The 13053-nt window shown below is 73.9% G+C and carries 10 protein-coding genes; 6 read left to right on the forward strand and 4 right to left on the reverse strand.

The window, feature by feature from the left end:
- Positions 1-105 precede the first annotated feature (105 nt).
- Positions 106-2271, forward strand: coding sequence for a germacradienol/geosmin synthase Cyc2 (gene cyc2, locus ACFZBT_RS21410; protein ID WP_391105712.1), 2166 nt, complete (start codon positions 106-108; stop codon positions 2269-2271).
- A 232-nt stretch (positions 2272-2503) separates the two neighbouring features.
- Positions 2504-3064: a PDZ domain-containing protein gene (locus ACFZBT_RS21415; RefSeq protein WP_391105714.1), complete on the forward strand. Its 561-nt coding sequence runs from the start codon at positions 2504-2506 to the stop codon at positions 3062-3064.
- Here ACFZBT_RS21415 and ACFZBT_RS21420 read toward each other — a convergent pair.
- The gene (locus ACFZBT_RS21420) at positions 3057-3812 is read right to left on the reverse strand and encodes a metallophosphoesterase (protein WP_391105716.1); all 756 of its coding nucleotides are present in this window, start codon (positions 3810-3812) and stop codon (positions 3057-3059) included. The two genes, ACFZBT_RS21415 and ACFZBT_RS21420, sit on opposite strands and share 8 nt — an antisense overlap.
- Before the next feature lie 199 nt (positions 3813-4011).
- Between ACFZBT_RS21420 and ACFZBT_RS21425 the strand changes: the two genes are divergently transcribed.
- Positions 4012-5139, forward strand: a complete 1128-nt coding sequence (locus tag ACFZBT_RS21425) for a M24 family metallopeptidase (RefSeq protein WP_391105718.1) — start codon at positions 4012-4014, stop codon at positions 5137-5139.
- Between the two features lie 46 nt (positions 5140-5185).
- Positions 5186-6139: a phosphotransferase gene (locus ACFZBT_RS21430; RefSeq protein WP_391105990.1), complete on the forward strand. Its 954-nt coding sequence runs from the start codon at positions 5186-5188 to the stop codon at positions 6137-6139.
- Positions 6140-6160: 21 nt separating this feature from the next.
- On the opposite strand, the gene treZ is transcribed toward ACFZBT_RS21430, so the two are convergent.
- Positions 6161-7906 (reverse strand): malto-oligosyltrehalose trehalohydrolase, encoded by a 1746-nt coding sequence (gene treZ, locus ACFZBT_RS21435; RefSeq protein WP_391105720.1) that lies wholly within the window; start codon positions 7904-7906, stop codon positions 6161-6163.
- A 173-nt stretch (positions 7907-8079) separates the two neighbouring features.
- Here treZ and ACFZBT_RS21440 point away from each other — a divergent pair, with 173 nt between their 5' ends.
- Together ACFZBT_RS21440 and ACFZBT_RS21445 are read left to right on the forward strand one after the other, a co-directional pair.
- Positions 8080-8646: an FHA domain-containing protein gene (locus ACFZBT_RS21440; RefSeq protein ID WP_391105722.1), complete on the forward strand. Its 567-nt coding sequence runs from the start codon at positions 8080-8082 to the stop codon at positions 8644-8646.
- Positions 8647-8822: 176 nt separating this feature from the next.
- Positions 8823-10151, forward strand: coding sequence for a M14 family zinc carboxypeptidase (locus tag ACFZBT_RS21445; RefSeq protein WP_391105992.1), 1329 nt, complete (start codon positions 8823-8825; stop codon positions 10149-10151).
- A 13-nt stretch (positions 10152-10164) separates the two neighbouring features.
- Here ACFZBT_RS21445 and ACFZBT_RS21450 read toward each other — a convergent pair whose 3' ends face one another.
- Entirely contained in the window at positions 10165-11415 is a 1251-nt protein-coding gene (locus ACFZBT_RS21450; RefSeq protein WP_391105724.1) for a M14 family zinc carboxypeptidase, read from the reverse strand.
- A 174-nt stretch (positions 11416-11589) separates the two neighbouring features.
- Entirely contained in the window at positions 11590-13041 is a 1452-nt protein-coding gene (lpdA, locus tag ACFZBT_RS21455) for a dihydrolipoyl dehydrogenase (RefSeq protein WP_391105726.1), read from the reverse strand.
- Positions 13042-13053 lie beyond the last annotated feature (12 nt).

A 13053-nucleotide genomic window follows, 5' to 3' on the forward strand; every position in this document is an offset into this window, starting at 1 on the left:
GTCAGGAGGCCTTCAAACCGCCTGCTTTCACGGTGGATTCACGCGATGGTGTGATCATGTCCCGCTCCGTGGATGCCGCCGCGGGGTGCCGGGTAGGGCCCCGCCATGACGCAGCCGTTCGAACTCCCGCACTTCTACCTGCCGCATCCCGCGCGGCTGAACCCCCATGTCGAAGAGGCCCGCGCCCACTCGACGGCGTGGGCGCGCGAGATGGGCATGCTGGAGGGGTCCGGCGTCTGGGAGCAGGCCGACCTCGACGCGCACGACTACGGCCTGCTGTGCGCCTACACCCACCCCGACTGCGACGGCCCGGCACTGTCCCTCATCACCGACTGGTACGTGTGGGTCTTCTTCTTCGACGACCACTTCCTGGAGATGTACAAGCGCAGCCAGGACCGCCTCGCCGGAAAGGCCCACCTGGACCGGCTGCCCCTGTTCATGCCGCTGGACCTCTCGACTCCCGTACCGGAACCGGAGAACCCCGTCGAGGCGGGCCTGGCCGATCTGTGGGCGCGCACCGTGCCGAGGATGTCGCAGGACTGGCGGCGCCGCTTCGCCGTGGCCACCGAGCACCTGCTGAACGAGTCCATGTGGGAGCTGTCCAACATCAACGAGGGGCGGATCTCCAACCCCGTCGAGTACATCGAGATGCGCCGCAAGGTGGGCGGTGCCCCCTGGTCGGCGGGGCTCGTGGAGTACGCGACCGCCGAGGTGCCCGCCGCCGTCGCCGGGTCGAGGCCGCTGAGGGTGCTGATGGAGACGTTCTCCGACGCCGTGCATCTGCGCAACGACCTGTTCTCCTACCAGCGTGAGGTCGAGAACGAGGGCGAGCTCAGCAACGGAGTGCTCGTCCTGGAGACCTTCTTCGGCTGCACCACGCAGGAGGCCGCCGACACCGTCAACGACGTCCTCACCTCCCGCCTCCACCAGTTCGAGCACACGGCGTTCACCGAGGTGCCGGCGGTGGCCCTGGACAAGGGCCTCGCCCCGGACGAGGTCGCGGCCGTCGCGGCGTACACGAAGGGGCTGCAGGACTGGCAGTCCGGCGGCCATGAGTGGCACATGCGCTCCAGCCGCTACATGAACGAGAACGCGCGCGGCAGCCGGCCGTGGCCCGGCTGCAGCGGCATGGGCACCTCCGCCGCCGACGTCCGCGCCCTGCTCGCCTCGGCCGGCGCCGAGCGTCGCCTGCGGTCCTACACGCATGTGCCGTACCAGAAGGTCGGGCCGTCCAGGATCCCCGACATCCGCATGCCGTTCCCGCTGGGACTCAGCCCGCACCTCGACAACTCCCGCCGGAACCTGCGCCACTGGGTGGACCGCATGGGCATCCTCGCCGAGGGCGTCTGGGACGAGGACAAGCTCAGGGCCTACGACCTGCCGCTCTGCTCGGCGGGCCTCGATCCCGACGCCACACCGGAGGCCCTCGACCTCAGCGCGCAGTGGCTCGCCTGGGGCACCTACGGCGACGACTACTACCCGCTGGTCTACGGCCACCGCCGCGACCTGGCCGCCGCCCGGCTGACCACGGCCCGCCTGTCCGACTGCATGCCGGTCGACGGCGGGACGCCGCCGGTCCCGGTCAACGCCATGGAGCGGGGCCTCGTCGACCTGTGGCTGCGCACCACCGCGGAGATGACGCCCGAGGCGCGGCGCACCCTGAAGGACGCGGTGAACGTCATGACCGAGAGCTGGGTCTGGGAGCTGTCCAACCAGCTGCAGAACCGCGTCCCCGACCCGGTCGACTACCTGGAGATGCGCCGCGCGACCTTCGGCTCCGACCTCACCCTCAGCATGTGCCGGATGGGCCACGGACCGGCCGTCCCGCCCGAGGTCTACCGCAGCGGCCCGGTCCGCTCCCTGGAGAACGCCGCGATCGACTTCGCGTGCCTGATCAACGACGTGTTCTCGTACCAGAAGGAGATCGAGTACGAGGGGGAGATCCACAACGCGATCCTCGTCGTGCAGTCCTTCTTCGGCTGCGACTACCCGGCCGCGCTCGGCATCGTGCACGACCTGATGAGCCAGCGCATGCGGCAGTTCGAGCACGTGGTCGCGCACGAACTGCCCGTCCTGTACGAGGACTTCCAGCTGACGGACGAGGCGCGCGCCATCATGGGCGAGTACGTGACGGATCTGCAGAACTGGATGGCGGGCATCCTGCACTGGCACCAGGAGGTCGACCGCTACAAGGCCGCCTGGCTGGCCCGGCGGGCCCACGGCTTCCTCCCGGACCGGGCCCCCGCCGTGCCGGTGCTCGCTCTCGGCTGAGACGGCGCCGGCCTTCCGCCCTTCGTGATCCGCGGCTCGCACCGCACCCGCCGGCCGGGTGCGGTGCGAGCCGTGCCCTGCTTCCGGCCGCTTCGCCGGGACGTATGGCCTCTGCGGGCGCGGGTCAGTCTCACTCGTTCGTGGCTCGTCGCGTGCCGGGGTGCCGGGTAGAGCACCAGCCGTGATCGTCCCGCGTCCGCCGGAGGCGATCGGCACCATCCGGAGGCGAGCCATGGAACAGACCGCGCTGCGACCCAAGCCGATGCCCGGTCAGGAACCCGGCGCGACGGGGCCGGCCACCGAGGCCGGTCCGGCCCGGCCGCGCCCGCGCGCCGCCCGGCGGCGCGGCCGGCGGCTCGTCAACGTGCTGTTCGCCGCCTTCCTCGGCGCGGTCCTCGTCCTCTCCGGGATCGGCCTCGCGGCGGTGGGTACCACCGTGGGCGGCGCGGGCGAGGTCCTCGGCCCGCGAGGGTGGCACAAGCCGTCGCCCCCCGGCCCCGCGCCGTCCGCCGTCGCAGCCGTGCCCGCCCCCGTGACGCTCGGCGTGCAGGTCATGGACACCGGGAAGCCTGGAGCCCTGGTCGTCGGGATCCAGGTGCCCGGCCCGGGACACGCGGCGGGCCTGAAGCGCGGCGACCTGCTCCTCGTCTTCGGGAGGACCCGCGTCGACACGGCCGCCGACCTGGCCAGGGCCGTCGCCCGTGCCCGGCCCGGCTCCGAGGTCCGGCTGACGGTGCGGCACCGCGGTGGCGGCTACCAGCAGCTGACGGTCGTACCGGCCGTCGTCACATGATCACCCGGAAGTGGCTCGTGAGCCGCCCCGCGTCGTCGAGGACATGGAAGGCCAGTCCGGGCGGCGCGTCCCGGTCGGCGACCTGGTCGCCCTCCCAGGGCAGCCGCAGCGTCCACGTCACACCGGGGCCGGTGACCAGCGGCCGTCCCGCGAACGAGGTGGCGGCGGGCGTGTGGGCGTGGCCCGTGATCAGACCGGCGATCTCGGGCCGGCGCGCCAGCAGGGCGGCCAGCCGGTCGGCGTGCCGCAGCCGGCAGGAGTCGGGCAGGGGATGGTGCAGCGCCACGGGCGGGTGGTGGAAGGCGAGCAGGGCCGGAAGGCCGCCGTCGAGTTCGTCGAGTGTCGCCTCGATCCAGTCGTACGTCTCCTCGTCCAGCTCCCCGTCGTCGCTCCCCGGGACGCTGGAGTCGCACATCAGCACGGCGCCGTCGTCGAAGACCTGGACGCTGTTGACCGGCCCCTCGGCCCCGGGCAGGCCCAGCAGCGCCTTGCGATAGGGCGAGCGGCTGTCGTGGTTGCCCGGGCAGGTCAGCACGGGAAACGGGGCGTCGCCGTCGCGCAGCCCCAGCAGGCGGGCCGCCTCCTCGTACTCGGACTCCGTGCCGTGGTCCGCGATGTCCCCGGTCACCAGGAGCGCGTCGACCCGGCCCGGCAGTTCCCGCAACCGGTCGCGGACGCGCTCGGCGCGCTCCGTCGCCCGCGCGCTCCCGTCCAGATGCAGATCGCTGATGTGTGCCAGTACGAGCACGGCCGCACGCCCCCTCGTTGGAACGACTGATGGATGCTTCCTAATGGGTGTAGTGCATCTAAGCATTAGTTCTAACGGTTGGGGAATCCCCTGCCGTTAGCGGCGATGCTCGGATGAAGTCCGCAGACGGCTCGCGCCGCCCCCTCCGGCCGGGCAGGATGTCTGCCCGTAGCCCCTTCGCCCGTCCTGGGAGGCCCGGATGACCGGAAGCACGGTCGCGTCCTTCACCGCCGACGACTACAGGGCCCGCATGGAGCGCGCCGCGCGCGATGCCGCCGCGGCCGGGCTCGCGGGCCTGCTGGTGGCCCCGGGGCCGGACCTGGTCTGGCTCACCGGCTACACGCCCCCGGCAGTGACCGAACGGCTCACCCTGCTGGTCCTCGCCGCCGGACAGGACCCCGTTCTCGTCGTCCCCGCCCTGGAGGCCCCGGACGCGCAGAAGGCGGCCGGCGCGCCCGCCCTGGCCCTGCGCGACTGGACCGACGGCAAGGACCCCTACGCCGCCACCGCGGCCCTGCTCGACGCCTCGGGCCGGTTCGGCATCAGCGACAACGCCTGGGCGCTGCACCTGCTGGCCCTGCGGCAGACCATGCCCGGCAGTTCCTACGCCTCGCTCACCGAGGCCCTGCCGATGCTGCGCGCCGTCAAGGACGCGGCCGAACTCGAGCTCATGGCGGCAGCGGGAGCCGCCGCCGACGCGACGTTCGAGGAGATCCGTAACGTCCCGTTCGCCGGCCGCCGGGAATCCGAGGTGGCAGCGGACCTCGACCGGCACCTGCGCCGGCACGGACACGAGCAGGTCGACTTCACCATCGTCGCCTCCGGCCCCAACGGCGCCAACCCGCACCACGAGGCGGGCGACCGCGTCATCGAACGCGGCGACATGGTCGTCCTCGACTTCGGCGGCCTGCGGGACGGCTACGGCTCCGACACCTCCCGCACGGTCCATGTCGGCGAACCCTCCGACGAGGAACGCCGCGTGCACGACACCGTGCGCGCGGCCCAGGAGGCCGGTTTCCGCGCCGTGCGGCCCGGCGCCACCTGCCAGGACGTCGACCGGGCCGCCCGCGCGGTCATCGCCGACGCCGGCTACGGCGAGTACTTCATCCACCGCACCGGACACGGCATCGGCGTCACCACCCACGAGCCGCCGTACATGATCGAGGGCGAGCTTCAGCCCCTCGTGCCCGGCATGTGCTTCTCCGTCGAACCCGGCATCTACCTGCCGGGCCGGTTCGGGGTGCGCATCGAGGACATCGTGACCGTCACCGAGGACGGCGGACGGCGGCTTAACACCACGTCCCGCGAGCTGGTCATAGTGGAGTGACGCCACCATGTCCCCACCACGCCTCCCGAACGGCAACGGCGCGACCATGACCCAGGCACCGACACCCACCGCGGACACCGTCCGCAAGCTGGTCCTGTCCCTCCTCAAGGACCGCAAGGAGACCAAGCGCGGCACGGCGGGCACCGGTCCCGACGTCCGGCCCGCCACCCCGGGCGCCGAACCCGCCACCTGGTGGGTCGGCACCCGCCATGTGCTGCGCCTCGCCCCCGACCGCGAGGCCACCGTGCGCCAGCGCCGCGAACTGCGCCTGCGCGACCTCGTCCGCCCGCACATCCCGGTGGCGGTGCCGGCCAGCGTGGCGCACGGCGAGTGGGCGGCCGGGCTCACCTACACCCTGGACACGAAGGTGCCGGGCGGCTCGGGGCAGGAGCACGACGTGTCCGCCGTCGGCGAGGCCGACCTCGCGGCGCTGCTCACCGGGCTGCGCGAGGTGCCCGTCCGGCAGGCCGAGACCCTCGGTGTGCCGCGCGCCGCGCCACGCTCCCTGGAGGCGCTGCGGCGGGCCGCCGTACGCGCCGCCGAACACTGCGCCGACGCCGACGAGTTCGACGCCGCACGCCTGCACCAGCTCACCCAGGCCGCCGCGGCCCAGCTCGCCGCCCAGTCCGGCTCGGCCGTCCTCACCCACCACGCCCTCACCGGCGGCCACCTCGTGGTCAGCGCCGACGGCCGCGTGCGCGGCGTCCTCGGCTGGTCCGGCGCGGTCGTCGGCGACCCGGCGGAGGACATCGCCGGCCTCGCGCTCGCCGTCGGCTCACCCGCCGCCGTACGCGCCGCCACCCTCGCCGGATACGGCGCCCGGCCCTGTCTGCGCGGGCTGTGGCTCGCCCGCTGCGACAGCGTCGTCCACCTCGCCGAGGCCCTCACGAGCGGGGACGCGGGCCGGCTCGGCGTGTCGCGGACACAGCTGCGCCACGCCTGGGAGCCGATCCTGCTGGAACGCGTGACGGACCTGCGCGAGACGGACGACGCCCTGTAGCCGAGCGCCGTCGCGGGCGCCTCACTCCTGCAACAGCACCACACCCGACTCCCCGGGCAGCCGCACCACCCCATCGGCGCCGGGCCTCTCGACCGGCTCCCACGCGGCCAGCACACGCGCGTGCGGCACGCCGAGCGACAGTGCCGCCGGTTCCGGCGCCAGGTTCACCGCCACGAGGACGTCCCCCCGCCGGAAGGCGATCCAGCGGCGCTGCTCGTCGTAGGCCACCTTGGTGTCGGCGAGGTCGGGGTCGGTCAGGTCGGGCTGCTCATGACGCAGCGCGAGGAGCCGCCGGTACCAGGCCAGCACGCGCGCGTGGGGCTCGCGTTCCGGCTCGGACCAGTCGAGGCAGGAGCGGTCCCGGGTCGCCGGATCCTGCGGGTCGGGCACCTCCTCCTCCTTCCAGCCGTGCGCCGCGAACTCCCGCCGCCTGCCCCGCCGTACGGCGTCCGCGAGCTCCGGGTCGGTGTGGTCCGTGAAGAACTGCCAGGGCGTGCCGGCCGCCCACTCCTCGCCCATGAAGAGCATCGGCGTGAACGGCGCGGTCAGTGTCAGCGTCGCCGCACAGGCCAGCAGCCCCGGGGAGAGCAGGGCCGAAAGCCGGTCCCCCTGGGCGCGGTTGCCGATCTGGTCGTGCGTCTGGCTGTAGCCGAGGAGCCGGTGCCCGGCCACGCGCGTGCGGTCCAGGGGGCGTCCGTGGTGCCGCTCGCGGAAGCTCGAGTACGTGCCGTCGTGGAACCAGCCGCCGCTGAGGGTCTTGGCGAGCCCGCCGAGGCCGGCGCGCGCGAAGTCGGCGTAGTAGCCCTGCGACTCGCCGGTCAGCGTGGTGTGCAGGGCGTGGTGGAAGTCGTCGTTCCACTGCGCGTGCAACCCGAGGCCGCCCCCGGCACGGGAGGTGATGAGCCGGGGGTCGTTCAGATCCGACTCGGCGACCAGGAACAGCGGCCGGCCCACCTCGGCGGCCAAGGCGTCCACGGCCGACGACAGTTCCTCCAGGAAGTGGCGGGCGCGGGTGTCCACCAGCGCGTGCACCGCGTCCAGCCGCAGCCCGTCGATCCGGTAGTCGCGCAGCCACGCCAGCGCGCTGCCGACGAGGAACGCGCGCACCTCGTCCGACCCGGGCGCGTCCAGGTTCACCGCGGCGCCCCAGGGCGTGTGGTGCGTGTCCGTGAGGTACGGCCCGAAGACCGGCAGGTAGTTGCCGGACGGGCCGAAGTGGTTGTGCACCACGTCGAGGACCACGCCCAGGCCGAGTTCGTGGGCCCGGTCGACGAAGCGTTTCAGCGCCTCGGGCCCGCCGTACGGCTCGTGCACCGCCCACAGCGAGACACCCTCGTACCCCCAGCCGTGCGTGCCCGGGAAGGGGCACAGCGGCATCAGCTGCACATGCGTGACGCCCAGTTCGGCGAGGTGGCCGAGCCGCTCGGCGGCGGCGTCCAGGGTGCCCTCGCGCGTGTACGTCCCCACGTGCAGCTCGTACAGCACCGCGCCGGGCAGCGGCCGTCCCGGCCACCGCGCACGCCACGCGTACCGCTCGTGGTCGACGACCGCGCTCAGCCCGTCCGGGCCGTCCGGCTGCCGCCGCGAGCGCGGATCGGGCAGCACGGGCCCGTCGTCCAGCGCGAAGCCGTACCGGGAGCCGTCGCGCGCCTCCGCCTCGCCCCGCCACCACCCCGGCCGCTGCGGATCGCGCTCCAACGCGTGCGTGACGTCGTCGCACCGGAGCGTCACCCGGCCGGCCTGTGGTGCCCACACCTCGAACTGCACGGACGGTTCCCCTTCGTCTGCTCACCGTGATGTAGCCCGTCCATGGTGCGTCAAACGAGATCAATCCGCTGGCGCATCCTCCCTTTTGCGGCGGGTGTCGCCGGATACGCGCGCGTGGCGGCCGTTCTCCCGTTTTCTGGACAGCCCGGCCGCGCTGCCCGACAATCACCAGCGTGACGTCGTCCTTCGAGTTCAACACGTACCCCGCGCGGCTCTCCGACGCGGAGCGCGAAAGGGCGCTGAAGGTGCTCCGTGACGGCGCCGCGATGGGCCGCCTGTCCCACGACACGTTCGTCCGTCGCATGGAACTGGCGCTGACCGCCCGCCGCCCGGACGAACTCGCCGTGCTCACCGCCGACCTGCCCTCGGAGAGCCGGTTCTCCCGGCTGGTGTTCGGCACCGTCGAGGCGGTCTCCGGATTCACCGTGCGGCTGCGCCGGGCCTGGCAGGCCGAGCGGCTGCCCAAGCTGCTGCTGCCCCACCCGGAACACGGCCATCCGCTGCGCATAGGCCGCGACCCCGCCAGCGGGCTGCGCCTCAGCCACGAGACCGTCTCCCGTGTGCACGCCGAACTCCGCCACCAGGGCGGCATGTGGGTGCTGCGCGACCTCGGCTCCACCAACGGCACGACCGTGAACGGCCGACGGGTCGTCGGCGCCGCCCTCGTCCGCGAGGGCGACCAGGTCGGCTTCGGGCAGATGACGTTCCGGCTGACCGGAGTCCGGCCCGCGTCCGGCTGACCTGAAACCGAGGCACGCCCCGGCCCCGGCCAGGGAGTTGTCGGCCGGCGGTCCGCCGCGGGTGGCTCAAATCCCGTTGCCGTCCGTGGTGTTGACGTACCCCTGAAGTCGTGACTCACTGTGCGTACGCCATCTACACCTGGTGAACCGACGGCACCGCATGGGGGAGGTGTGCCCTGCCGCCCTTCCCACGCTACCCGACCGTCGACGAACTGGGCGCCCGGGCCGCCGCCCTCGTCGCCCGCCACCCCCGTGACGCCCGGCTGCGCCGTGTCGGCACGTCCCGCGCCGGCACCCCCATGTGGCTGCTCTCCGTCGGGCACGGCAGCCGCCAAGCCCTCGTCGTCGCCGGCCCGCACGCCAACGAACCCGTGGGCGGCGCCACCGTGCTGCGCCTGGCCGGGCGGGCCCTGGCCGACGCACGGCTCACCGAGGGCGCCGACGCCACCTGGAACCTGCTGCTGTGCCTCGACCCGGACGGGCTGCGCCGCAACGAGGGCTGGCTCACCGGCCCGTACACCCTCGGCCGGTACTTCCGGAACTTCTTCCGGCCCGGCTTCGTCGAACAGCCCGAATGGCTGCCGGACGGCGCGGCCGGTGCCGCCCTGCCCGAGACCCGGGCCCTGCTCGACGTCCAGGACGAACTGCGCCCGCTCCTCCAGTGCTCCCTGCACGGCGTGGACATCGGCGGCGGCTTCGTCGAGCTGACCCGCGACCTGCCCGGCCTCGCCCCGCGCCTCGCCCATATCGCCGCCCGGCTCGGCATCCCCCGCGAACTCGGCGCCTACGACGCCCTGTACTGGCCCGGCCTCGGACCCGCCGTCTACCGGATCCCGCCGCCGCGCCGGGCCGGCCTCGCCGCGGCCATCACGGAGGCGGCCGTCGAGTCGACGTGGTTCCACCCGCAGCGGCACGGCACCGTCACCGCGGTCGTCGAGGCGCCCATGTGGGGCGTGACGGCCGTGTCGGACGGCTCCCCGCCCGCCGACGGAGACGCGGTGCTACGGTCCGTCAGCCACGCCCTGCGCCACGACACGGGGATCCTGAGGCACCTGCTGGACCGGATCCGCCCGCACCTCGCCGCCCTGCCCGACGCGGACCGCCTGCTCGCCCCGGTCGACGACTATCTCCTGGTGTGCCCCGGCCTCGCCGACGCCTGGGACCCCGAGACCGGCGCCGGCGCGGCCCACCCCCTCCCGCCCCTGACCACCGCCCACCTCGCCGCCCTGCGCATCTCCGGGCGGCGGCTGGTGCTGCGCACCGCCGGGCTGCTGCACCAGCTCGTGCGGGCGGCGGGCCGCGACCCGGCCGGGGCGCTGCCGGAGCTGGACCGGCTGATCGACGAGTGGTGCGCCGACTACCGCGGCGGCCGCGGGGCGCACTGGATCCCGGTGGCACGCCAGGCGGAGTACCAGACACGCGTGGTGCTCTCCGTCTTCGAGCTGGCCACGCGGCACACCGGCGCCCAGGAGGCCGGGGCGGCGGTGCCGGTGCGGCGCGACTGAGCCCCGCAGGGGCCTACCACGCCCCCTCGCGCGCGTGCAGCGCCGCCGCGACCACCGTGCGGGACTGGTGCTCGACCTGGTTCTCCAAAGGCACCCAGCGGGCACGGAAGCGTTCCGCGAACTCGTCGCTCCAGGTCGCGACGAGTTCCTCGAGCTGCTTCGCCGCCCCGTCGTCGGTGCCGCGCAGCACCCGCAGCAGCATGGCCGCCGCCCGCAGCGGCACCCGCCGCACGAACGCGTCCACGCTGCCGACGTATGCCATGGTGCGGTCGGCGGGCGGGGTGTGGACCAGATCGGAGGCCAGCCCCGGCACCAGCTCCAGACCCCACTTGGCGGCCCGCAGCAACGGCCCGTCCAGGTCCGCCAGCCGGGGCAGCGCGCCGTCGAGCACCCGCGTCACCTCCAGCGCGTCGCGCTGCAGCCGGCGCGCGAGCCGGCCGATCGCCGCCGCCGGAGCCGGATGCGGAGCGGGGTCGTCCACCAGGTCGCTCGCCCACATCGGCACCTCGACCACCGCGGTCAGACCGCCGTACCGATGGGCGTGGAACCAGGTGCTGTGCCGCGCGTCGTCCGGCAGGCTCGGGTACGCCGGACCGATCCCCGGCGCGGGCATCACATGCACCCCCGGCCCGGAGGCCGGCCAGCCCGCGGCGTCCGAGGCGCCGGTCTCCACCGGGATGTGCAGCTCCGCCGCGGACTTGGCGAACGGCTCGGCGAGACCGGGCACGTCCTTCGTCAGCTGCACCCAGCTGCCGCCCAGGTCCGTGCCGTGCAGGGTCACCTGAAGGTAGGGCCGCAGCTCGTCGATGACGCCGGTCAGGGCCAGGGTCTCGGGCGGCAGCCGGTCGGGCGGCAGCACGGACGGCGCCCACTCCGGCTGCTCCGGGCCCGCGGGACGGAAGAAGCCGAGGTGGTAGTCGAACAGGCTGCGCGGCGCCGGCGTCACATGCAGGCTCGCCCCGTCGGGGTCCGCGCACAGCAGGAAGTGCCAGGACATGCCGTCCCGCAGCTTTTGCTCCGCCAGCACCCGCCGGGCGAGCGCGAGCAGGGTGCAGGAGCCGGTCGGCTCGTTGGCGTGGGCGCCGGCGACCACCAGTACGGCTCGGCGGGCGCGGCCCACGGACAGCAGGTGCAGAGGTCTGCCGGCTCGCGAGGCACCCACCTGCCGCAGGGTGCACACTCCAGGGCGGTGAGCGGTCAACGCCCGGGCAGCAGAGACCAGTTCGGTCACCGTCGGGTAGCGCAGCTCCGGCAGGACACTCACCCCCGTCACATCCGCCCGAGTTCGCAATCGCAGTACCCCACGGCCGTGGTGCGGTGTCAAGAGCCTGGCCGGAGAGCCTCCAGGGGGCGCCCGGAAGCACCGACGGCGGGAGTACGGCGGGCGCCGTGAACGGTGTGTGGCCCCTGCTGAGGGCGTGGCGTCACCGGCGCGGTGTCACTGCTGGTGGAGCCCGCGTCCGGCCAGGGTCAGGAACACCTCGCCGACCGCCTCCGACAGGGTCGGGTGAGGATGGACGTGCCGGGCCACGTCGGAGGGCTCGGCGTCCCAGCCGACGATCAGCTGACTCTCGGCGATCATCTCCGACACATGCGGGCCCACCAGGTGCACGCCCAGCACGCGCCCGCCGCCCGCCTCGGTGACGACCTTCACGATGCCGCCCTGCCCGTGCACCATGCCCTTCGCGACGGCGGTCAGCGGCATGCTGTTCGCCACCACCTCGTGTCCACGCGCGCGTGCCTCGGCCTCGCTCAGCCCCACGGCCGCGGTCTGCGGCGACGAGTACGTGACCCGGGGCACGGCCGCGTAGTCCACGGCGAGGGACGGCACACCGGCCAGCGTCTCGGCCACCAGCAGCCCCTCCGCGAAGGACGCGTGGGCCAGTCCGAGCGACGGCGGCGGCAGCAGGTCGCCCACGACGTGGATCCCGGGCACGGCCGTCTCCAGCCGGTCCCAGCCGGACGGCACGACGAAACCCCGCTCGTCCGTGGTGAGGCCCGCGGCGGCAAGGTCCAGGCCGTCGGTGACCGGGGCCCGCCCGACCGCCACCAGCAGCCGCTCCGCCTCGACCGTCACGGACTCGCCCCGGGCGGTGCGCACCCGCGCGCGTACGCCGTCGCCGAGGACCTCGGCGTCCATGAGGCGAGCGCCGGCCCGAACGTCGATGCCGCGCTTCTTCAGACCGCGGGTCAGATGACGGCTCACGTCGGCGTCCTCCAGCGGGACGATCCGGTCGGCGGCCTCGATCAGAGTGACCTCCGCGCCCAGGGAGCGGTGGAACGAGGCGTACTCCACGCCGATCGCGCCGCCCCCGAGCACCAGCACCGACGCCGGGAGCCCGGGCGCGAAGAGGGCGTCGTCGCTGGTCACCACATGCCGGCCGTCCGACTCGAGCCCCGGGAGCGCGCGCGGGCGTGAGCCGGTCGCGAGCACGATGCCGCGGCGGGCGGTCAAGCTCCGCGCGCCCTGGCCGGCGGCAGCGCCCTCCACCCGCACGGAACGCGGCCCCGTCAGCCGGGCGCTGCCCCTCATCACCCGCACGCCCGCATGCGCGAGATGGGCCTCCACGCCCCGGTGGTTGCGGGCCACGATGTCGTCGCGCGTGGCCACCAGCGCCGGCCAGTCGACGGCGTCCAGGGTCGCCTTCACACCCCAGCGCTCGCGTGCCTCCGCGATGCCGTCGACGAGTTCGGCCGCGTGCAGCATCGCCTTGCTCGGGACGCAGCCGCGGTGCAGACACGTCCCGCCGACCTTGTCCCGCTCGACGAGCACGACGTCGAGACCGAGAGCGGCGGCACGCAGGGCGGTGCTGTAGCCGCCGGTGCCGCCGCCGATGACGATGACGTCCGGTGAGTTGACGTCCGATGAGTTGACGTCCGATGGGTTCATGCCCTGAGCCTC

It is taken from the genome of Streptomyces sp. NPDC008137 (genome assembly GCF_042957035.1).
GTDB lineage: Bacteria > Actinomycetota > Actinomycetes > Streptomycetales > Streptomycetaceae > Streptomyces.

Bases quoted from the DNA above. Each gene is read 5' to 3' on its own strand.
- ACFZBT_RS21415 (WP_391105714.1), top strand. From the start codon at position 2,504: ATGGAACAGACCGCGCTGCGACCCAAGCCGATGCCCGGTCAGGAACCC.
- ACFZBT_RS21430 (WP_391105990.1), top strand. From the start codon at position 5,186: ATGACCCAGGCACCGACACCCACCGCGGACACCGTCCGCAAGCTGGTC.
- ACFZBT_RS21425 (WP_391105718.1), top strand. From the start codon at position 4,012: ATGACCGGAAGCACGGTCGCGTCCTTCACCGCCGACGACTACAGGGCC.
- lpdA (WP_391105726.1), bottom strand. From the start codon at position 13,041: ATGAACCCATCGGACGTCAACTCATCGGACGTCAACTCACCGGACGTC.
- cyc2 (WP_391105712.1), top strand. From the start codon at position 106: ATGACGCAGCCGTTCGAACTCCCGCACTTCTACCTGCCGCATCCCGCG.